The 21,612-nt window shown below is 54.9% G+C and carries 19 protein-coding genes; 3 read left to right on the top strand and 16 right to left on the bottom strand.

The genetic code is table 11. The features are described 5' to 3' along the window. Window positions 1-3: 3 nt before the first annotated feature. Both zapD and yacG read left to right on the top strand, forming a co-directional pair. On the top strand, window positions 4-747 hold the full coding sequence (gene zapD, locus AC6I8A_RS03865; RefSeq protein ID WP_061718118.1) for a cell division protein ZapD: 744 nt from the start codon (window positions 4-6) through the stop codon (window positions 745-747). Between the two features lie 8 nt (window positions 748-755). Further along, on the top strand, window positions 756-953 hold the full coding sequence (gene yacG, locus AC6I8A_RS03860) for a DNA gyrase inhibitor YacG (RefSeq protein WP_064737573.1): 198 nt from the start codon (window positions 756-758) through the stop codon (window positions 951-953). A gap of 26 nt (window positions 954-979) precedes the next feature. On the opposite strand, the gene mutT is transcribed toward yacG, so the two are convergent. Continuing rightward, window positions 980-1,375, bottom strand: a complete 396-nt coding sequence (mutT, locus tag AC6I8A_RS03855; RefSeq protein WP_101762107.1) for an 8-oxo-dGTP diphosphatase MutT — start codon at window positions 1,373-1,375, stop codon at window positions 980-982. A 186-nt stretch (window positions 1,376-1,561) separates the two neighbouring features. Between mutT and AC6I8A_RS03850 the strand changes: the two genes are divergently transcribed. After that, window positions 1,562-1,948: a winged helix-turn-helix domain-containing protein gene (locus AC6I8A_RS03850; protein ID WP_008108595.1), complete on the top strand. Its 387-nt coding sequence runs from the start codon at window positions 1,562-1,564 to the stop codon at window positions 1,946-1,948. A gap of 41 nt (window positions 1,949-1,989) precedes the next feature. Here the strand turns inward: AC6I8A_RS03850 and secA are convergent, their stop codons facing one another. The 15 genes from secA to AC6I8A_RS03775 all read right to left on the bottom strand — a co-directional run bounded on the left by secA (window position 1,990) and on the right by AC6I8A_RS03775 (window position 21,606). Continuing rightward, window positions 1,990-4,695, bottom strand: a complete 2,706-nt coding sequence (gene secA / locus AC6I8A_RS03845; RefSeq protein WP_436332333.1) for a preprotein translocase subunit SecA — start codon at window positions 4,693-4,695, stop codon at window positions 1,990-1,992. A gap of 76 nt (window positions 4,696-4,771) precedes the next feature. After that, window positions 4,772-5,272, bottom strand: a complete 501-nt coding sequence (gene secM / locus AC6I8A_RS03840) for a secA translation cis-regulator SecM (protein WP_256695611.1) — start codon at window positions 5,270-5,272, stop codon at window positions 4,772-4,774. Between the two features lie 274 nt (window positions 5,273-5,546). Next, window positions 5,547-6,464, bottom strand: a complete 918-nt coding sequence (gene lpxC, locus AC6I8A_RS03835; protein WP_497818060.1) for a UDP-3-O-acyl-N-acetylglucosamine deacetylase — start codon at window positions 6,462-6,464, stop codon at window positions 5,547-5,549. 101 nt (window positions 6,465-6,565) lie between these two features. Then, complete coding sequence (gene ftsZ / locus AC6I8A_RS03830; protein ID WP_256695609.1) at window positions 6,566-7,720, bottom strand: cell division protein FtsZ; 1,155 nt, start codon at window positions 7,718-7,720, stop codon at window positions 6,566-6,568. A 71-nt stretch (window positions 7,721-7,791) separates the two neighbouring features. After that, complete coding sequence (gene ftsA / locus AC6I8A_RS03825) at window positions 7,792-9,048, bottom strand: cell division protein FtsA (protein WP_007888634.1); 1,257 nt, start codon at window positions 9,046-9,048, stop codon at window positions 7,792-7,794. Then, the gene (gene ftsQ / locus AC6I8A_RS03820) at window positions 9,045-9,884 is read right to left on the bottom strand and encodes a cell division protein FtsQ (RefSeq protein ID WP_154192991.1); all 840 of its coding nucleotides are present in this window, start codon (window positions 9,882-9,884) and stop codon (window positions 9,045-9,047) included. The genes ftsA and ftsQ overlap by 4 nt, the downstream gene beginning before the upstream one ends. A gap of 1 nt (window position 9,885) precedes the next feature. After that, window positions 9,886-10,806 (bottom strand): D-alanine--D-alanine ligase, encoded by a 921-nt coding sequence (locus AC6I8A_RS03815; RefSeq protein ID WP_154181788.1) that lies wholly within the window; start codon window positions 10,804-10,806, stop codon window positions 9,886-9,888. Next, window positions 10,799-12,274, bottom strand: a complete 1,476-nt coding sequence (murC, locus tag AC6I8A_RS03810; RefSeq protein WP_497818059.1) for a UDP-N-acetylmuramate--L-alanine ligase — start codon at window positions 12,272-12,274, stop codon at window positions 10,799-10,801. The genes AC6I8A_RS03815 and murC overlap by 8 nt, the downstream gene beginning before the upstream one ends. 69 nt (window positions 12,275-12,343) lie before the next feature. Further along, entirely contained in the window at window positions 12,344-13,402 is a 1,059-nt protein-coding gene (gene murG, locus AC6I8A_RS03805; RefSeq protein ID WP_154181787.1) for an undecaprenyldiphospho-muramoylpentapeptide beta-N-acetylglucosaminyltransferase, read from the bottom strand. Then, entirely contained in the window at window positions 13,399-14,613 is a 1,215-nt protein-coding gene (ftsW, locus tag AC6I8A_RS03800) for a cell division protein FtsW (RefSeq protein ID WP_256695606.1), read from the bottom strand. Before ftsW ends, murG begins: the two co-directional genes overlap by 4 nt. Next, window positions 14,613-15,929, bottom strand: a complete 1,317-nt coding sequence (murD, locus tag AC6I8A_RS03795) for a UDP-N-acetylmuramoyl-L-alanine--D-glutamate ligase (RefSeq protein ID WP_293797812.1) — start codon at window positions 15,927-15,929, stop codon at window positions 14,613-14,615. Before murD ends, ftsW begins: the two co-directional genes overlap by 1 nt. A 2-nt stretch (window positions 15,930-15,931) precedes the next feature. Then, window positions 15,932-17,014, bottom strand: a complete 1,083-nt coding sequence (gene mraY, locus AC6I8A_RS03790; protein ID WP_008108613.1) for a phospho-N-acetylmuramoyl-pentapeptide-transferase — start codon at window positions 17,012-17,014, stop codon at window positions 15,932-15,934. After that, window positions 17,008-18,369, bottom strand: coding sequence for a UDP-N-acetylmuramoyl-tripeptide--D-alanyl-D-alanine ligase (murF, locus tag AC6I8A_RS03785; protein WP_436332328.1), 1,362 nt, complete (start codon window positions 18,367-18,369; stop codon window positions 17,008-17,010). The genes mraY and murF overlap by 7 nt, the downstream gene beginning before the upstream one ends. Beyond that, window positions 18,366-19,853, bottom strand: a complete 1,488-nt coding sequence (gene murE, locus AC6I8A_RS03780) for a UDP-N-acetylmuramoyl-L-alanyl-D-glutamate--2,6-diaminopimelate ligase (protein ID WP_497818058.1) — start codon at window positions 19,851-19,853, stop codon at window positions 18,366-18,368. The genes murF and murE overlap by 4 nt, the downstream gene beginning before the upstream one ends. Then, window positions 19,840-21,606 (bottom strand): peptidoglycan glycosyltransferase FtsI, encoded by a 1,767-nt coding sequence (locus AC6I8A_RS03775; RefSeq protein WP_008108616.1) that lies wholly within the window; start codon window positions 21,604-21,606, stop codon window positions 19,840-19,842. The genes murE and AC6I8A_RS03775 overlap by 14 nt, the downstream gene beginning before the upstream one ends. Window positions 21,607-21,612: the final 6 nt, after the last annotated feature.

Raw genomic sequence — 21,612 nt, 5'->3', positions numbered from 1 at the left:
ATCATGAGCACAGTGGTTCTGTTTGAACACCCTTTGAATGAGAAGATGCGTACCTGGCTGCGCGTCGAATATCTGATTGATCAGTTGCATGAAACGGTGCCGGTTAGCGGTTCGGTATCAGCACTTGGCGTGTTCCGCATCCTCAGTGATTTGCTGGATATTTTTGAGCGCGGCGATATGCGCACTGAATTGCTTAAAGAACTGGAGCGCCAACAGCAAAAATTACGCGCATGGCTGGATGTGCCGGGCATTGACGAACTGCGCGTGAATAATTTGCGTCAGCAGTTGAAGCAATACTCAAGCGAACTGATGGCGGCACCGCGCATGGGCCAACAGTTACGAGAAGATCGACTGGTTGCTCTGGTGCGTCAGCGTTTGAGCATTCCTGGCGGCTGCTGCAGTTTCGATCTTCCAAGCCTGCATATCTGGCTGCATCAGGAACAAGCGGTGCGAGATGTTCAGGTCAATGGCTGGCTGGAATCACTGAATCCGCTGCGTAATAGTTTGACGATGATCCTCGATTTAGTGCGACAGTCTGGCATCTTTCGTCATCAAACCAGCCTCAACGGCTTTTATCAGGATAACGCCGAAGGATCTGATTTGCTGCGCCTGCAATTAACGCTGGAAGACGCGCTGTATCCGCAAGTATCGGGCCACAAAAGCCGTTATGCGATTCGTTTCCTGCCCTTAGACAGCGAACGCGGAGAAGTACCCGCACGACTGAATTTTGAATTAGCTTGTTGTTAGAGGAAGTTATGCCGGAAGAGATGATTACCGTACCTTGCCCCAACTGTCGTCGCGATGTGATTTGGGATGAATTGAGCCCGTGGCGGCCATTCTGCAGTAAACGTTGCCAGCTGATTGATTTAGGTGAATGGGCAGCAGAAGAGAAACGCATTCCCAGCAGCGGTGACCAGATGGACAGCGATGACTGGAGCGAAGAACAGCAGTAAAAGTAAGGGGCCTACTGCCCCTTCACTTAAATCTCGCCAGCCACTAATCGGCTGATCAGTTCATGGTTCGCAGGCGGAAATTCATCCGCGACCAAATCCTGCTGTTCGACCCAACGCTGTGGCTGACCTTCGCGGCCATAAGGTTCGCCGTTCCAGCCTTCAACCAGAAAGAAATGCAGCGTAACGCGCAGATCTTCATAACTGTGATCGGCCTGACCAATTGCGCTTGCCGATGTGACTTCAATACCGGTTTCTTCCATCAACTCACGCTTGAGCGCCTGCTCGGCAGATTCATCTTGTTCAATTTTTCCGCCAGGAAACTCCCATTTATTCGCCATATAGGAGCTAGCCGCACGCTGGGCAAGGAAGATTTGACGTTCTGTATTGCGAATGATGCCCACCGCAACCTGCAGGTGTTTCATAAGCTGGATTCCGCTTTTAATAAATGAGCGCTGAGTGTAAATCAGACATGGAGTGATGTTAACCGTTGAGAGGAAAGTGACGTCCCGCGCCGCACAAAAGCCAGTGATTAAGACATGTCGTAATGATCGCAACCGGGAATGTTGGGAATACTCGCAGCCACTTTCTTCTGCCAAACCCGATTACCTATGGAATTCAAAGAAACAACGTTTCTGGCGCAAAATACGCCGGAACAATTACATGCCCTACGCCATCTGGTATTTCATGACATCCTGACGTTAGACAGCGCTCAGAACACCTTAACATGGTGGCCTGAACACAAAGTTATTTCGTTGAATGAAGCGCAAAAACGATTTTTCTCCTGCCTGCTGCTACGGATTACCTCCAAGCGTCAGATTATTGCCACGGTGTGGAATGAGAGCTATCCAAGTATCAGCGATAACAATTACCATCAGCTACTGTTCCAAAGCCGAGCGCTGTTGAAGCGAGCTGGCTTGCCGGATGGTCTGCTGGTGACGCTGCCGTATCATGGCGTGCGCCTAAATGAAGAGAAACTAATGGCGATAACTCGCTAAATCGTAAGCGAAAAAAAAGGAGCCCGAAGGCTCCTTTTTTATCAGGCCAGACGACCGTGGCACTGTTTGTATTTTTTGCCAGAACCACATGGGCAAAGATCGTTACGCCCTACTTTACGCTCTCCGCCTTGTGCGACTAACGCTTCGGCTGCGGCGGTGGCATCATCAACGTGGCTCAGCTGTTGCTGCTGCGCTAAACGCTCTGCTTCTTCACGGCGCTGCTGCTCCATCGCTTCCACTTCTTCTGGCATACGCACCTGAACTTTGCTTAGGGTGCTGATCACTTCGTATTTCAGTGATTCCAGCATCGCCGCAAACATAGAGAAGGATTCACGCTTGTATTCCTGCTTCGGATCTTTCTGCGCATAACCACGCAGATGAATCCCCTGACGCAGATAATCCATCGCCGCCAGATGCTCTTTCCACAGCGAATCCAGCGTTTGCAGCATCACGCCTTTCTCGAAGTTGCGCATCATCTCTTCGCCTACCACTTCTTCCTTAGCCGCGTAGCTTTCCGCCGCGTGGGTCATGATACGTTCGCGCAGCGTCTCTTCATGAAGATCGGGCTCTTTATCCAACCATTCAGCAATAGGCAGATTGAGATCGAAGTCGTTACGCAGACGCTCTTCGAGACCGGCAACATCCCACATCTCTTCCAGTGACTGCGGCGGAATGTAGGTATCAATAGTAGTTTTGTAGACATCTTCGCGGATGCTGTTGATGGTTTCAGACACATCAGACACATCCAGCAGTTCGTTACGCTGGCTGTAGATGGCGCGACGCTGATCGTTGGCAACATCATCGTATTCCAGCAGCTGTTTACGAATATCGAAGTTACGGCTTTCCACTTTACGCTGAGCATTGGCAATCGCTTTGGTCACCCATGGATGCTCAATCGCTTCGCCTGGCTTCATGCCCAGTTTACGCATCATGTTAGATACGCGATCAGAAGCGAAGATGCGCATCAATGCATCTTCCATCGACAGGTAGAAGCGTGAAGAACCGGCATCACCCTGACGACCCGCACGACCACGCAGCTGGTTATCAATACGGCGAGATTCGTGACGCTCAGTACCAATGATGTGCAGACCGCCCGCAGCCAGTACCGCATCGTGACGCAGCTTCCATGCCTCTTTCATCGCCTGAATCTGCTCTTCAGTTGGCTCGTCCATTGCGGCGAGCTCAGCCTGCCAGCTACCGCCCAGCACGATATCGGTACCACGACCCGCCATGTTGGTTGCGATAGTAACCGCTGCAGGTTGCCCCGCCTGGGCAACGATATCCGCTTCGCTGGCGTGGAATTTGGCATTCAGTACGCTATGTTTGATGCCAGCGCGTGTCAGTTCGTTGGACACGACTTCCGATTTTTCAATCGAAATGGTCCCCACCAACACCGGCTGCCCTTTGGCGGTACAGGCACGGATGTCTTCAATAATGGCGTCGATCTTCTCTTTCTCGGTCATGTAGACCAGATCGGCCATATCTTTACGCACCATCGGACGGTTAGTTGGCACCACGATAGTGTCGAGCTTATAGATGGAGCTGAATTCAAATGCTTCGGTATCTGCAGTACCGGTCATACCGGCCAGTTTCTCGTAGATACGGAAGTAGTTCTGGAAGGTGATGGAAGCCAGCGTCTGGTTTTCATTCTGGATTTCCACGCCTTCTTTCGCTTCAACCGCCTGATGCAAACCATCTGACCAACGGCGACCTTGCATGGTACGGCCGGTGTGCTCATCAACGATGATCACTTCGCCATCTTTAACGATGTAATCAACATCGCGAGTGAAGAGTGCATGAGCACGCAGCGCCGCAGTAACGTGGTGCATCAACATGATATTGGTCGGTGAGTAGAGCGACTCGCCTTCTACCATGATGTTTTGGCTAACCAGTAACTCTTCAACTTTTACCAGACCGCGCTCGCTCATGTGCGCCTGGCGCGCTTTTTCATCGACCCAGAAATCGCCTTCGCCCTGGAAGGTTTCAGAGTCTTCTTTTTCCTGACGCACCAGATGCGGGATGATCTTGTTAACTTTGGTATACAGTTCAGAACTGTCTTCAGCCGGGCCAGAGATGATCAGTGGCGTACGCGCTTCATCGATCAGGATTGAGTCGACCTCATCCACCAATGCGTAATGCAATTTACGCTGCACGCGCTCTTCCGGGCTGAACGCCATATTGTCGCGCAGGTAGTCGAAGCCATATTCGTTATTGGTGCCGTAGGTGATGTCAGCGGCATAAGCTGCACGCTTCGCCACGGCTGGCATGTTTGGCAAGTTGATACCGATGGTCAGGCCAAGGAATTCAAACAGTGCACGGTTATTTTCAGCATCACGCTGCGCCAGATAGTCGTTGACGGTAACCACGTGCACGCCTTTGCCGCTTAATGCGTTCAGGTAAGCGGGCAAGGTCGCAGTCAGGGTTTTACCTTCACCGGTACGCATCTCTGCGATGCAGCGCTCGTTGAGCACCATGCCGCCAATCAGCTGCACATCAAAGTGACGCATACCGAAGACGCGCTTACTCGCTTCACGTACGGTAGCAAAGGCTTCAGGAATCAGGCTCTCAAGGCTTTCGCCTTTTTTCAGGCGCTCACGGAACAGGTCAGTTTTCGCTTTCAGTTCATCGTCAGAGAGCTTAACGAAATCCGGCTCCATCTTATTGATGACATCTACGATTTTACGCATACGGCGCAGAGTACGATCGTTGCTGCTGCCAAATACTTTAGTTAACAATTTGATTAACATGATAAATTTTTCTCAATTCAGTCGTGATCTCACGGACTGCAAAATCTGATACAGGATGTGGAAAAAACGTTAGCAGTTAAGCAATGAAAGGCCCGGCGCGGATGCCATGAATAGCAGCCTGCCAATCAGCAGAAGAATGGATTTGTGGTTCGTTGTTACGCAGGTTTTGTTGCGGCTCAACAACAGTCAGCGCTTGCGCGTGAGAAGTCAGCAGCGCCTGAAGCGAACCAATCAACGCTAGCTTTTGTGCCGCCAGCGGCACAGCTTGATCGGCTTCCGCCTGAGCGGGCGGCGTCATGCTAAACGAAAGGTGGCGAATAACCGTGCGAATCGCATGCTGGTGCCAGTAATCGACGTTGAAATTCGGTCGACGCACGCTTTCCTGCAGACGAATCAGATGATCAAAGTGGACAACATTGCCGACAAACAGGCTACTGATCGGCGAATCATTTGCTTTGGGCTCAGCACTTTGCGCGCAGGCAGGCAAGCCTAAACTGGCCGCCACCATCCCCAACAGGAGATGTGGCCAGAAATAGCGTCTACCTAATTGTCGCCAGCGTGAGAAAATCCCGATCACAATCCGTCCACAATGCATTGAATAAAGTGATAAAGCGGTCGCCAGAATTAGCGTTACCCAGCTTATATGAGCGCCAGATGATAGCACTTATGTGGGGATTCGACACCAGTCATTAGAGGGGCTTCGGCGGAATTCACGTTTTTTTGTACAGGGTTTCGCCAGTCACAACAGCGAATTGAGATCGGTTTGGCAGGATTAAAAGCGAGGCAATAAAAAACGGCAGGTTCAACTGACCGGAGAGGGTGTCAGCGAAACCTGCCGTTTTATGTCTGGCTTACGCCAGAACTAAATTTGGTGCTTTGAATGCCAGTGGCAGTTCTGCTTCATCTTCGAAGGTCGCCCATTCCCAGGCTTCCTGATTAGCCAGAACCGCTTGCAGCAACTTGTTGTTCAACGCATGGCCAGATTTAAAGGCGGTAAACGCGCCAATAACGTTGTGGCCGCACATGAACAGATCGCCGATCGCATCGAGCATTTTATGACGAACAAATTCGTCTTCAAAGCGCAGACCGTCTTCGTTTAATACGCGGAAATCATCGAGGCCAATCGCACAATCTAAACTACCGCCCAGGCACAGGCCTTTAGACTGCAGATATTCGATTTCACGCATAAAGCCAAAAGTGCGCGCACGGCTGATTTGGCGAACAAAGTTCTCAGCCGAGAAGTTGAGCTGGTAACGCTGCGAGCTTGAGTCGATCGCTGGATGTTTGAAGTCGATAGTGAAGTCGAGTGAAAAACCGTTATACGGTTTGATCTCGGCCCACTTATCGCCATCTTCCACACGCACCGTTTGCTTAACGCGTACGAATTTCTTCGCGCTGTTCAGCTCTTCGATGCCTGCGTCCATGAGCAGATAGACAAAAGGTGCGGCACTGCCATCCATAATCGGGATTTCCGGTGCATCAACTTCAACAATAATGTTGTCGATGCCCAAGCCCGCCAATGCGGCGTTCAGGTGTTCAACTGTTGAAATACGCACGCCTTCATCATTCACCAGGCAAGTACTCAGCATGGTGTCGCGCACATATTTTGCATCAGCCGGGAAATCTACCGGTGGATTCAAGTCAGTGCGACGATAGATGACCCCGGTGTTAGCCGACGCAGGGCGTAACGTCAGTGTGACTTTCTTGCCGGTATGTAAACCGACACCAGTCGCCTGAACAATACGTTTTAATGTCCTTTGTTTGATCATCGCTTTATCTCGCAATATTACCTGTCCGACCGCCAGTATAAATTACCAGCGGGCGAATACTTTAGCACAAAGAGCGGAGAATCCCAATTCTCGGGATATTCTTAGTCTGCCTGCTTACGCAAGAAGGCTGGAATATCAAGGTAATCGGGTTCTTTACTGGATGCAGTCGGTTGGTCATTCACCACTTTCGCAGCCGGTTTCTGCTCCTGCGGCAGCGGCGCCATGCCGTGCTGCTGGTAGCGATGATCCATCACTGGCTGAGTGGCCGGTTTATTGGTCACCAGCGTGATTTCAGGGCGCTTATCCATGCCGATGCCGGTTGCCACCACAGTCACACGCAGTTCATCGTTCATCTCTGGATCCAGAGAAGTACCGATAACCACGGTTGCGTTGTCAGAAGCGAAGGCGCGGATGGTGTTACCCACGGTTTCGAACTCATCAAGACGCAGATCGAAGCCCGCAGTGATGTTGACCAGCACGCCGCGCGCGCCAGACAGATCGATGTCTTCCAACAGTGGAGAAGAGATCGCCATTTCTGCCGCTTCTTCTGCACGGTCTTCACCGCATGCCACGCCGGAACCCATCATGGCGTAACCCATTTCTGACATCACGGTACGCACGTCCGCGAAGTCGACGTTCATCAGGCCAGGACGCGTAATCAGTTCAGCGATACCCTGTACTGCGCCTTTCAATACGTCGTTAGCTGCGCCGAACGCATCCAACAGAGAAATACCGCGACCCAGAACTTTCAGCAGCTTGTCGTTTGGAATAGTGATCAGTGAATCGACATGCTTAGACAGTTCCGCGATACCCTGCTCAGCAAAAGCCATACGCTTTTTGCCTTCAAAGTTGAATGGCTTAGTCACCACCGCAACAGTCAGGATACCCAAATCTTTTGCCACTTCAGCTACAACTGGCGCTGCACCGGTACCGGTACCGCCGCCCATGCCTGCTGCGATGAACACCATGTCTGCACCATCCAGCGCAGCACGCAGTGCTTCGCGATCCTCTTCTGCAGAGTTACGACCCACTTCTGGGTTCGCACCTGCACCAAGACCTTTAGTGATATTGGTCCCGATCTGGATCGTCTGGCCGACCGCTGTCTTACGCAACGCTTGCGCGTCGGTGTTTACAGCGAAGAATTCCACACCTTCGATACGCTCGCGTACCATGTGCTCTACGGCGTTGCCACCGCCACCGCCGACGCCGATGACTTTAATCACCGCGTCATTGGTTAATTCCATAGGTTCAAACATGATTTCTCTCCGTTATGTGCCTGTCGCCTGGAGATCATAAACATTGCCAGCATGATCTCCTTTTTCAAAAATTAAAATTCTTTCTTCAGCCAGCTGTTGATTCGTTTAAACCAGTTGCCCACTGAAGCGCGTTTTTCCGTTTCTGCATCACCGTTCATGTGTGACTCTTTGCCGTAATGCAGCAGGCCAACTGCCGTAGAGTAATACGGCTCCTGCGCATAATCTGTCAGGCCGGTGATGTTAAGCGGCTGTCCGATGCGCACTTGCGTGTGGAACACGCGCTGTGCGCAGGCTGCCAAACCTTCAATCTGCGCCGCACCACCGGTCAGCACGATACCGGCTGCCAGATGGTGTTTCACGCCTTGCTGGCGCAGCTGCTCCTGTAATTGCAGAATCTCGTCGTTGACCAGATTCAACAGTTCGGTGTAACGCGGCTCGATCACTTCAGCCAGCGTTTGACGCTGCAGGCTACGCGGTGGACGTCCACCTACGCTCGGCACTTCGACATTTTCGTCTTTGCCGACAATCGAGCCCAATGCGCAACCATGACGCACTTTAATCGCTTCTGCGTCGGTCGGCGGCGTACCAAAAGCGTAGGCGATATCGCTGGTTACCACGTTCCCGGCATACGGGATCACTTTGGTATGACGCAGTGCACCGCCAGTATAGACAGCGATATCCATTGTACCGCCACCGATATCAACAACACAGACGCCCAGCTCACGTTCATCTTCTGTTAACACTGAGAAACTGGATGCCAGGCCAGCAAAAATCAGTTGGTCAACTTTCAGGCCACAACGTTCAACTGCTTTGACAATATTTTTTGCCATATCGTTGTGGCAGGTGATCAAATGTACTTTCGCCTGCATACGCACGCCGGAAAGTCCCACTGGATTCTTAATGCCTTCCTGATAATCGATGGCATATTCCTGCGGAATGACATGCAGGATACGATGCTCGTCACGTACGCGAACGGATTTCGCCGTATGCACCACGTTCTCTACATCATCCTGAGTCACTTCCTCTTCCGAAATCGGAACCATCCCGATTTCGTTCTGGCAACTGATATGTTTGCCCGATAAAGCAAGGTAGACCGATGAAATCTGGCAATCCGCCATCAATTCAGCCTGATCGATGGCACGTTGTACGCATTTCACCACCGATTCCAGATCGTTTACGCCGCCTTTATCCATGCCGCGAGACGGGCAACTGCCCACCCCAATAATATTGACCATACCATCGGGCAGAATTTCCCCAACCAGGGCGGACACCTTCGCGGTGCCAATTTCGAGTCCTACTACCAGTTTTCTGTCCGTTGCCTTGATCATTGTGGTTTAGCCTGTGCCTGGTTCTGTTGCTGATTACTGTCCTGTGGCTCTATCGGTGCAGCGGCCCAACCGACGGCGGCGCCCGAATCGTAGCGCAAATCAACATACGTGATGCGCTGGTTCTGACTCTGGCCCTGCTGCTGCAAATCCGGATAAAGCTCAATAAAACGGTTCAGACGCTTCATGGTATCGCTGCGACCTAATTCGATGCGCACATCGTCACTGGTCACTAATTGCCACGAGCGCCGCGCCGTCATCGACGCGACCTTCAGGGTAAACTTATTAGCCTTTAACACATCACTCATGGTGTGATAGCCAGCTAACACCTCGTTTTCACTACCTTCCGGGCCGTACAGCATTGGCAACGCTTCTTTGCCAACGTGACTGGCCGGTACGCTGAAGGAGACGCCATCGGCGTCCACCATGTGTGAGTCGTTCCAACGTGCCACGGGAACGTACTCCACCAGATTTATCTTCAGCTCATCAGGCCACTGCTTGCGTACACTGACCTGCTTAATCCAGGGTAAACGCTCAATCTGCTGCTGGATGATATCCACGTTCTGCGACATGAAGGTCCCCGGCGCGCCAAGCGATAAAATGGCCTGGCGAATATCGTCATGCGTGGTGTAGTGGGTTTGCCCGGTCACCACCAGCTTCGATAACGGCAAGCGTGACGCGTCATTCATCCACTTCAGCACCACGAGGCCGCCCGCCACCATAATGCCCAGCACAATCAGCAGGAACACCATGCCAAACAGTCGCGCACCGTTGCTACGCCCGGAGCGTGTCCGCTCCTGAGGTTCGCGATTGCGTACTCGTATCGCCGCCTGAGACATATCAGTCAGCCAGCTCCAGAATACGCGCTACCAGCTGCGGGAAGCTGTATCCCGCTTGCTTCGCTGCCATCGGCACTAAGCTGTGGCTGGTCATGCCCGGCGAAGTATTCACTTCCAGCAACTGGAAGTTGCCCTCACCGTCAGCCATCACGTCGACACGCCCCCAGCCGCTGCAACCCAATGCGCGCCAGGCTGACCACACCAACGTCTGCAATTCTGCTTCCTGCTCGGCGCTTAATCCGCTCGGGCAGAAGTATTCAGTATCGTCAGAAATGTATTTAGCTTCATAGTCATAGAACTCGCTGGCGGTTTTAATTCTGATAGAAGGCAGAATTTGCTCACCTACGATGCCCACGGTGTACTCCGCGCCGCTCAAAAACGCTTCGATCAGTACGTCATCATCATGACGAAAAGCTTCTTCAAGCGCTGCGGGTAAGGCATCCGCATGGTTCACGCGGCTAATACCCACGCTAGAACCTTCGCAGCTTGGCTTCACAAACAGCGGTAAGCCCAGCGCCTCAATGGCGGCGGTGGTATCCGCGTCTAAACCTTGCTCATGCTGCTGACGCGTCAGCCAGACAAATTTGCCTGAGGGTAATCCCCTGCCCTGCCACAACAATTTGCTGCGTAGTTTGTCCATGGTGATGGCGGAAGCCATCACGCCGCTGCCGGTATAGGGCAGTTGCAGGAACTCCAGCACCGCTTGCAGCGTGCCGTCTTCACCACCGCGGCCGTGCAAAGCAATAAACGCTTTAGCGAAGCCCTGCTGTTTCAGATCCAGCACTGACACATCACGCGTATCGACTGCATGCGCATCAATGCCCATTTCACGCAGTCCGGCTAGCACCGCCGCACCGGACATCAGCGACACGTCACGCTCTGCCGAAGTGCCGCCCATCAATACTGCAACCTTCTCAGTCATGGCGCGCCTCCGACTTAACGGCAGGCTGCAATGCGTTTTCGGCCAGCTTGCGGGCAATCTTGCCGATGTTGCCTGCGCCCTGCACGATCACCAGATCATCGCCCGACAGCAACGGCGCCAGCGCGTCTGGCAGCGCGTCATGCTCAGAAACCAGAATCGGATCAACCTTGCCACGGTTACGAATCGCACGGCACAGCGAACGGCTGTCAGCGCCGGGAATCGCGGCTTCACCCGCCGGATAGACATCCAGCATCAGCAACACATCCACCTGCGACAGCACATTAGCGAAATCATCAAACAGGTCACGCGTACGCGTATAACGATGTGGCTGGAACACCATCACCAGCTTCTTGTCAGGCCAGCCCGCACGTGCGGCTTTGATGGTGACATCCACTTCGGTAGGATGATGGCCGTAATCATCGACCAGCATCGCGCTGCCTGGGTTACCGTTAACGGCGGCGGTATCGAACTCACCCAGCACGTCAAAGCGGCGTCCGGTGCCCTGGAAGCTCTCCAGCGCGGCCAGAATCGCGTTATCTTCAATGCCTTCTTCGCTGGCGACAGCTACCGCGGCAGCCGCGTTCAGCGCGTTATGACGGCCCGGCGCGTTCAGCGTCACTTTCAGCACCGGCTTATCCTGACGGATGATGGTGAAGTGCCCTTGTGCACCACGCTGCTCATAATTCTCGATACGCACATCTGCGTCGTCGCTGAAGCCGTAGGTTGTTACCTGGCGGCCTACACGCGGAATCAGGTCACGAATCACCGCGTCATCCACGCACATTACCGCGCGTCCGTAGAACGGCAGGTTGTGCAGGAAGTTAATGAACGTCTGCTTCAGGTTCTCAAAATCACCCTGATAGGTGTCCATGTGATCGGCTTCGATGTTGGTGACAATCGCCACCATCGGCTGCAGATGCAGGAAGGACGCATCACTTTCATCGGCTTCTGCAATCAGGTAACGGCTGCTGCCCAGGCGCGCATGCGTACCTGCGGCCTTAACCAATCCGCCGTTAACGAAGGTCGGATCCAGTCCGCCTTCCGCGTAAATGCTGGTCACCATCGCGGTGGTGGTGGTTTTACCGTGCGTACCGGCAACGGCAATGCCGTGACGGAAACGCATCAGTTCTGCCAACATCTCAGCACGACGAATGACGGGGATACGCTGCTCACGTGCGGCAACCAGCTCAGGGTTATCCTGCGCAACGGCTGTCGACACTACGACAACGCTGGCATCGGTGACGTTTTCCGGACGATGGTTGAAATAAATCGTCGCGCCCAGCGCTGCCAGATGCTGTGTCACCGCGTTCGGTGCCAGATCAGAACCGCTAATGTGATAGCCTTCGTTCGCCAACACCTCGGCAATACCGCCCATGCCAGCACCACCGATGCCGACAAAGTGAATGTGCCGGACGCGACGCATCTCGGGCACAATAGAACGCAGTTTTGCCAATTGTTGTGTATTCATCTGTTTCAATTACCTGTTTTTCCCGTTTGCACCTGCTAAAGGTACGGGCCAAATCAACTGGCCGATTAATTACTTCGCGACGCGCGCCACTTCATTTGCAACCCGCTCGGTTGCATCGGGAATCGCGACCTGACGGGCTTTTTCTGCCATCGCCAACAATGTGGTGCGATCCCAGTGACGCAGCGTGTCCGCTACCACAGCTGCGGTAAATTGCGGCTGCTCGAAAATTTTGGCTGCGCCCGCTTTTTCCAGCGGCAACGCATTCCAGTACTGCTGACGATCTTTGTGCTGAAACGGCACGAAAATCGCCGGTAAACCTGCGGCGGCCACTTCGCTCACCGTCAATGCACCCGAACGGCACACCACCACATCGGCCCAGGCGTAAGCTTCGGCCATGTCATCGATAAACTCGGTGACTTTGTGCTGCGGCTGGCCCGCTGCGCGGTAAGCCTGCTGCACGGTTTCCAGTCCGCCTTTCCCGGTTTGATGCCAAACCGTAATGGCTTCACCCAACTCTGCGGCTACTTGTGGCACGGTCTGGTTGAGGATACGCGCGCCCTGGCTGCCGCCGACCACCAGCACGCGAATCGGGCCGGAACGTGCGCTCAGACGTTCTGCCGGTAACGGCAGCGCTAACACATCGGTACGCACCGGATTGCCAACCACTTCAGCATTTGGAAACGCACCGGGAAACGCCTGCATCACTTTGGTGGCGATTTTCGCCAGCCACTTATTGGTCAGGCCGGCAATGCCGTTCTGCTCATGCAGCACCACCGGGATACCGCAGCTCCACGCGGCTAAACCACCGGGACCTGAAACATAGCCGCCCATGCCCAGCACCACATCCGGCTGCCAGCTCTTCATGATGCGACGCGCCTGGCGCCAGGCATTGAAGATGCGCACCGGTGCCAGCAACTGCGCTTTCACGCCTTTACCGCGTAAACCGCTGATGCGTATAAAATCAATTTCAATGCCGTGTTTTGGTACCAAATCCGCTTCCATTCGGTCAGCGGTTCCCAGCCAGCGCACCTGCCAGCCTTGTTCCATCAGGTGATGGGCAACGGCCAGACCGGGGAACACGTGTCCGCCAGTACCGCCTGCCATGACCATCAGCCGTTTGCCACTCATCGAGCACCTCGGGTAAACGCCTGCGCTTTCGCCAGACGCGTTTCATAATCTATGCGCAATAAAAACACGATGGCGGTCGACATGATGATCAGACTCGAACCACCGTAACTGATCAGCGGCAATGTCAGACCTTTGGTCGGCAGCATGCCCGCCGCCGCACCGACGTTAACCAGCGCCTGGAAGCTAAACCACACGCCAATCGAGCAAGCGAGGAAGCCTGAGAAGCGCTGATCGATCTCCAGAGCACGGCGACCAATCGACATCGCGCGAAAAGCGACGAAGAATACCATCAACAGCGCTAAAACCACACCGACATAACCCAACTCTTCACCGATGATGGAGAAGATAAAGTCGGTATGTGCTTCCGGCAGATATTCCAGTTTCTGCACCGAGTTGCCTAAGCCCTGTCCCCAGAACTCACCGCGTCCAAATGCCATCAAGGATTGCGTCAGCTGGTAGCCGCTACCGAACGGATCTTCCCACGGGTTCCAGAAGGACGTTACACGGCGCATACGGTACGGTTCCGCGATGATCAGCAGCACCACGGCGAAAATGCCGGAGCCGATGATCGCCAGGAACTGCCACATTTTCGCCCCGGCGAGGAACAGCATCGCCAGCGTGGTAACAAACAGCACGACCACGGTACCGAGGTCCGGCTGCGCCAGTAGCAGCACGGCCAGCACCACCATCACGCCCATCGGCTTACAGAAGCCCCAGAAGTTGTTACGCACCTCTTCTACTTTGCGCACCAGATAGCTGGCGAGATAGCAGAACAGCGTCAACTTCGAGAGCTCAGCCGGCTGAATACGCAGCGGGCCAAGGGCAATCCAGCGCGATGCGCCGTTCACCGAGCTACCCACGACCAAGACGATCAGCAGCATCACCACGGATACCATCAGCATCACGTTGCTGTAGCGCTGCCAGAAATCCATCGGGATGCGCAAGGTCACCAGCGCCATGCCGAACGCCAAAGCGATATAGAATGCATCACGCTTGGCAAAGTAGAACGGATCTTCGTTCAGACGTTGACCAACCGGCATTGACGCCGACGTCACCATCACAAAACCGATCAGCGCCAGCCCAAAGGTCAGCCACAGCAGCGTGCGATCGTACAGGACCACCGGCGCATCATCACTGTCGCGCGCGCCCATCACCCAATCGCGCAGGCGCACTGACAGATAATTGGCGATACCGGCTCCAGGAATGCGCATCAGCTCAACTCCTTCGCCAGTTGCGCGAACTGATCGCCGCGCTGTTCAAAATTACGGAACTGGTCAAGGCTGGCGCAGGCCGGTGATAACAGCACCATATCGCCGGCTTTTACCTGTGCGGCAATTTGCGTCATCGCCTGCTGCATGGTTTCTGTGCGCGTGGCAATCTCCGGACGCAGTGCCGCTAACGCATCGCCATCGCGACCAAAACAGAACAGCTTCACGTTGTCGCCTTGCAGATAGCGCGCCAGCGGGCTGAAGTCAGCCGATTTGCCGTCGCCGCCCAGCAGCAGCCACAACGTGCCTTTTACCTTCAGGCCGTTCAGCGCCGCTTCGGTGCTGCCAACGTTGGTGGCTTTGGAATCGTTGATCCAGCGCACGCCGTTGGCTTCATGCACCAGCTGGAAGCGGTGCGCAAGGCCGGTAAAGGTGGTTAAGGCTTTCAGGCTGGAAGCGCGCGGGATGTTCACCGCGTCGGCCAATGCCAGCGCTGCCAGCGCGTTGGTGTAATTATGTTGACCTACCAGCGTCATCTCATCGGTGTTCAGGACTTTCTCGCCCTTCGCCCGCAGCCAGGTGCTGCCTTGCTGCTGATTGAGATGATAATCGCCAAGGTTGATGCCGAAGCTCACGCAGCGCTGATCCACACCGCGCACCGGCATGGTCATGCCATCGTCAGCGTTCACTACGCAGACGCTGGCGTTTTCGTAAATACGCAGCTTGGCGGCACGATATTGCTGCATGCCGAGCGGATAGCGATCCATATGATCCTCGGTGAGATTGAGGATCGTCGCCGCGGCCGCTTTCAGGCTGTGAGTGGTTTCCAGCTGGAAGCTGGAGAGTTCGAGCACATAGAGCTGTGCTGGCGATTTCAATAGCGTTAGCGCCGGCAAACCGATGTTGCCGCCCACGCCTACCTGCCACCCTGCGGCACGCGCCATTTCACCCACCAGCGTCGTCACGGTGCTTTTGCCGTTCGAACCGGTAATCGCCACAATTGGTGCCTGCGCTTCACGGCAGAACAGCTCGATATCGCCGATGATTTCAATCCCGGCATCGGCGGCTTCGCTCAAAGCAGGATGCGCCAGCGCGATGCCTGGGCTAGCGATAATCAGATCGGACGCCAGCAGCCAATCGCTATTAATACCGCCAACATAGCGCTCCACCGAGGCTGGCAGCTTGTCCAGCCCCGGTGGCGAGACACGGGTATCCATCACGCGTGGCGTAACGCCTTGCGCGAGGAAGAAATCAACACAGGAGAGGCCAGTAATGCCTAATCCTATGATGACGACTTTTCTGCCCCGATAGTCAGCCATGATTAACGTACCTTCAGCGTTGCCAGGCCAATCAGCACCAGCATCAGCGAAATAATCCAGAAGCGCACGATGACGCGCGGCTCCGGCCAGCCTTTCAATTCATAGTGATGGTGAATCGGCGCCATGCGGAAAATACGTTGACCGCGCAGCTTGAACGATCCCACCTGCAGAATCACCGACAGCGTTTCGACCACAAACACGCCGCCCATGATCAACAGCAAGAATTCCTGGCGCAGTAGCACGGCGATAGTGCCGAGCGCGCCACCCAGCGCCAGTGAGCCGACATCGCCCATGAACACTTGCGCTGGATAGGTGTTGAACCACAAAAATCCGAGTCCGGCTCCGACAATCGCGGTGCAGACAATCACTAACTCGCCCGCGTGGCGTAAATAAGGAATATGCAGATATTCGGCAAACTTGACGTTACCGGTTGCCCAAGCCACCAGCGCAAAACCTGCTGCCACGAATACCGTTGGCATGATGGCTAAGCCATCAAGGCCGTCCGTTAAGTTAACCGCGTTGCCAGTACCAACAATCACGAAGTAGGCCAGCACCACGTAGAACAGGCCAAGTTGCGGCATGATGTCTTTAAAGAACGGCACCACCAGCTGCGTCGCAGGCGTATCTTTACCGGCGATAAACAGCGCGAATGCAACGGCCAGCGAAATCACTGACATCCAGAAGTATTTCCAGCGCGCGATCAGGCCTTTAGTGTCTTTGCGCACCACTTTGCGATAGTCATCCACAAAGCCGATGATGCCAAAACCAACCAACACCACCAGCACGCACCAGACGTATGGATTGGATGGATAGGCCCACATCAGCACCGAAATGGTGATAGAGGTGAGGATCATCACGCCGCCCATGGTTGGCGTACCACGTTTGCTGAAGTGTGACTCTGGACCATCATTACGCACCACCTGGCCAATCTGCAGTTTCTGCAGCCAGGCAATCAGGCGCGGGCCCATCCACAGAGAAATGAACAAAGCGGTCAGCAGGCTGACAATGGCGCGAAACGTCAGGTACGAGAAGACGTTAAAGCCGGAATAAAATGCGACCAGATGTTCGGCCAGCCAGACTAGCATGTTCCTTTCTCCTGTAAGCTCTGTACTACCTGCTCCATGGCGGCACTACGTGAACCTTTAACCAAAATAGTGATGTCCTGATGTTCGGACAGCAATGTGCGTAAACGTTCAGTCAGCGCGGTTTTCGTGGCGAAATGCTCGCCTTTGCCACTGCTTTCGCCAATCAACTGGCTTAGGGTTCCGGTGCTCAGCACGCAATCAATGCCTGCTGCTTTGGCCGCATCGCCCACCTGCCGATGGCACAACTCGGCTTCCTCCCCCAGCTCAGCCATATCGCCCACCACCATCACACGGTAACCCGGCATATCGCCCAGCACCTGCGCGGCAGCCGTCATCGAACCGACGTTGGCGTTGTAGCTGTCATCCAGCAGCAATTGATTGGCCGCCAGACGAATCGGGAACAGTCGACCAGGAACCGCCTGTAACGTTTTAAGGCCAACTTTAATCGCCGTCAGCGGCGCATCTACTGACAATGCGAGCGCTGCAGCGGCTAACGCATTCGCGATGTTATGACGGCCTGGCAGCGGTAATTCCACGGCAATATCACCGCGTGGCGTATGCAGCGTGAACAGGGTGGCATCGGCACGCAGCACGATTTCGCTGGCGCGGAACTCAGCATCAGCCAATGGCTGCGGCGAGAAGCGCCACAGGGTTTTATCCACAAACTGTGATTGCCAGTTAGCAAGATCGTTGCTGTCGGCGTTGACGATCGCGGTACCGTGTACCGGTAAGCCGCCAAAAATCTCGCCTTTGGCTTTCGCCACACCGGCCAGTGAACCAAAGCCTTCCAGATGAGCGGCGGCCAGGTTATTGACTAACGCGGTTTCCGGGCGCACCAGATCGGTGGTGTAAGCAATTTCGCCTTGATGGTTGGCACCCAGCTCGATCACGGCGTAAGCATGTTCTTTAGTGAGACGCAGCAGCGTCATCGGCACACCGAAATCGTTGTTCAGGTTGCCTGCGGTGTAGAGCGTTTCGCCACACTGGCGCAGAATCGCGGCGGTCATCTCTTTGACCGAGGTTTTACCGGATGAACCGGTTAAAGCAACCACGCGCGCTTTCGCCTGTTGGCGTACCCACGCAGCGAGTTGCCCGAAAGCAATGCGCGTATCAGCGACAACCACCTGCGGTACAGTAACCTTCAGCAGCTTACTTACCAGCAGCGCCTGCGCGCCGTTGGCAATGGCATCGTTAGCGAAATCATGAGCATCAAAACGTTCACCCACCAGCGCCACAAACAGGCTGCCGGCGGTGACTTTACGTGTATCGGTGGTGACATCGGCAATGGTTAAGTCCGCGCCGTGCAGTTGGCCGCCGCTGATTTCGGCCAGCGTGTTGAGCGAAACGGGAATCATGCCATCACCTCCAACAAACGGGCGACGGTGTCGCGATCGGAGTAATCCAGACGGCGGTTGCCAATGATTTGATAATCTTCGTGGCCTTTTCCGGCCACCAATACGATGTCATCGGCGCCAGCTTGCATCACGGCATTGGTGACCGCCTGCGCACGACCGGAAACCACGCGCGCACGGCCCGGATCGAGCAAGCCGGTGAGAATGTCATTCACAATCGCCATCGGCTCTTCGCTGCGCGGATTATCGTCGGTGATCACCACGATGTCGGAGAACTGCTCAGCAATCGCGCCCATCAATGGACGTTTGCCTTTGTCACGATCGCCACCGCAGCCAAACACGCACCACAGCTGGCCTTTACAGTGCAGACGCGCCGCTTCAAGCGCTTTTTCCAGCGCATCTGGCGTGTGAGCGTAATCGACAACCACAGTAGGTTTATCTGGCGCAGTAAACACTTCCATGCGACCACACACCGGCTGCAGCTGCGGTGCCGTGGCGACCAGCGCATCAAGCGGATAGTCCAGCGCCAGCAGCGTAGCCAGCGCCAGCAACAGGTTGCTCACGTTGAAAGCGCCCATCAGGCGGCTATCAAACTCGCCGTTGCCCCAACTGGAGCTGAACCGGATGTGCGCACCGCCATCGTGATAATCCACCGCGGTGGCTTTGAGCCAGCGACCATGACAGCCCGATTGCAGATTGTCTTCCATGGTGACCGCTACCGCATCCGGCAATTTTGCCAGCCAGCGACGGCCCACTTCATCATCAGCGTTGATGATGGCTTCAGCGACTTGATGCTCAGAGAACAGTAACCATTTAGCGGATTCATAGCTCTGCATATCACCGTGATAATCGAGGTGATCGCGGCTTAGGTTAGTAAACACCGCAGCCGCAAACGGCAAGGCTGCAACACGATGCTGCACCAAACCGTGTGAGGAGACTTCCATCGCCGTCAGGGTTGCGCCCTGCCCGACTAAATCATTCAGCACATGCTGCACGTCCACCGCAGAACCGGTGGTGTTTTCGGTGGCCACCAGTTGACCGTAAAGGCCATTGCCGACCGTGCCCATTACTGCGCCGGTTTCACCCAGCAAGTTGGCCCACTGCGCCATCAGTTGCGTGGTGGTGGTTTTACCGTTGGTGCCGGTAACACCGATTAATTTCAGTTTGCTAGCAGGCTGCTGATAAAAGCGCCCGGCCAGTGCAGAGAGACGCTGCTGCAACTGCGCCAGATAGATAACCGGGACGCCATGCATCTCACGGACATCTCCATCGCTGGCTTCACCTTCAGCTTCGGCAATCACTGCCGCCACGCCTTGTGCAATAGCCTGCGGAATAAAACGACGTCCATCAGCATGATGGCCCGCCACGGCGATAAACAGATCGCCAGAAGCCGCAGCGCGGCTATCTAGTGTCATGTCACGGAGTGGACGCGCCGGCGCACCCGGCACCCACGGGGCCAGTAAGTCGCGCAGGTTACGATCTGTCACTTGATTCCTCACTTCTATTCTTCACCAACTCGTTCTTATCAACTGTCGGCAGCGCATCAGGTTCGATATTCATGGTACGCAACACGCCGCCCATGATGGCACCAAACACCGGTGCTGAAACCGCACCACCATAATATTTACCGGCCTGGGGATCGTTGATCACCACCACCAGCGCAAAACGAGGACGGCTGGCAGGCGCAACGCCTGCGGTATAAGCAATGTATTTGTTGACGTAACGTCCATCCGGCCCAACCTTCTTGGCGGTACCAGTTTTGATGGCAATGCGATAGCCCTTGATGGCGGCTTTAACCCCACCGCCGCCAGGCAACGCAACGCTTTCCATCATGTGCATCACCGTTTTCACCAGGTCTTCCTGGAAAACGCGTTCACCCGCTACCGGCGGGTCAACTTTGGTGATCGACAGCGGGCGATTGATGCCGTAGCTGCCAATGGTTGCGTAGACTCGCGCTAACTGTAACGGCGTTACCATTAGCCCGTAGCCGAAAGAGAAGGTGGCCCTCTCTATGTCAGACCACCGTTGTTTTTGAGGGTATAAGCCACTACTTTCCCCGACCAGCCCCAAATTGGTCGGTTTACCCAGCCCAAAGCGCGCGTAAGTATCTACGAGTGCTGAGGAGGGCATCGCTAACGCCAAACGTGAAACCCCGACGTTACTCGACTTCTGTAAAACCCCGGTAAGGGTCAATTCGTTGTAGCGCGCCACGTCTTTGATCTCATGACCATTGACGCGGTACGGCACGGTGTTCAGTACGCTGTTCTCTTTCACCACACCGCGCTGTAAAGCCGTCATCACCACCATCGGTTTCACGGTGGAACCGGGCTCGAAGATGTCGGTAATGGCGCGGTTACGCATGACGTCTTTCGGCGTGTTGCTGAGATTATTAGGGTTGTAAGCGGGGCTGTTCGCCATCGCCAGCACTTCGCCGGTGTTCACATCCACCAGCACGGCGGTGCCTGATTCGGCTTTGTTGAACGCTACGGCGTTATTCAGTTCACGGTACACCAGCGCCTGCAAACGTTCATCAATGCTCAGCGTCAGGTTGTGTGCGGCGCGGCTGTCTACCGAAGAGATATCTTCGATGACGCGGCCATTGCGGTCTTTACGCACCGTACGTTCGCCCGGTGCGCCAGTCAGCCATTTGTCGAAGCTCTTTTCGATGCCTTCGATGCCCTGACCATCAATGTTGGTGAAACCAATCAGGTGCGCGGTAACCTGGCCCGCCGGATAGTAGCGGCGCGACTCTTCACGCAGATAGATGCCCGGCAGCTTAAGCTTTTTCACGTACTCGCCAATCGCCGGATTCACCTGGCGCGCCAGATAGACAAAGCGCCCTTTCGGGTTGGCGTTGATGCGTGCAGCGAGTTGATCAAGCGGAATCGATAACGCATCCGACAGCGCCTTCCAGCGGCTATCCAGTGAGACGCCACCGTGCTCGGTCAGCTCTTTCGGATCGGCCCAGATCGCATTTACCGGCACGCTCACCGCCAGTGGACGACCAGCACGATCGCTGATCATCCCGCGCGCGGTTGGCACCGATTGCACGCGCAGCGAACGCAAATCGCCCTCTTTCACCAGCTTGTCAGGGTTGATCACCTGCAGCCATGCTACGCGCGACAGCAGTCCGCCTAGCGCCAATAAAATGCACCCGCACAGTAACGCAAAGCGCCAGCTTACAAAGCTGGCCTTATCTTCTTGTTTTTTTAACTTCAGCGTTTTGCCTGCGCCACTCATTAAGTT

It is taken from the genome of Pantoea sp. X-Soil-ISGK-275 (assembly GCF_059730795.1).
Note: the sequence above shows the minus strand (reverse complement) of the source record. Positions and strands in the feature narration are given on the sequence as shown.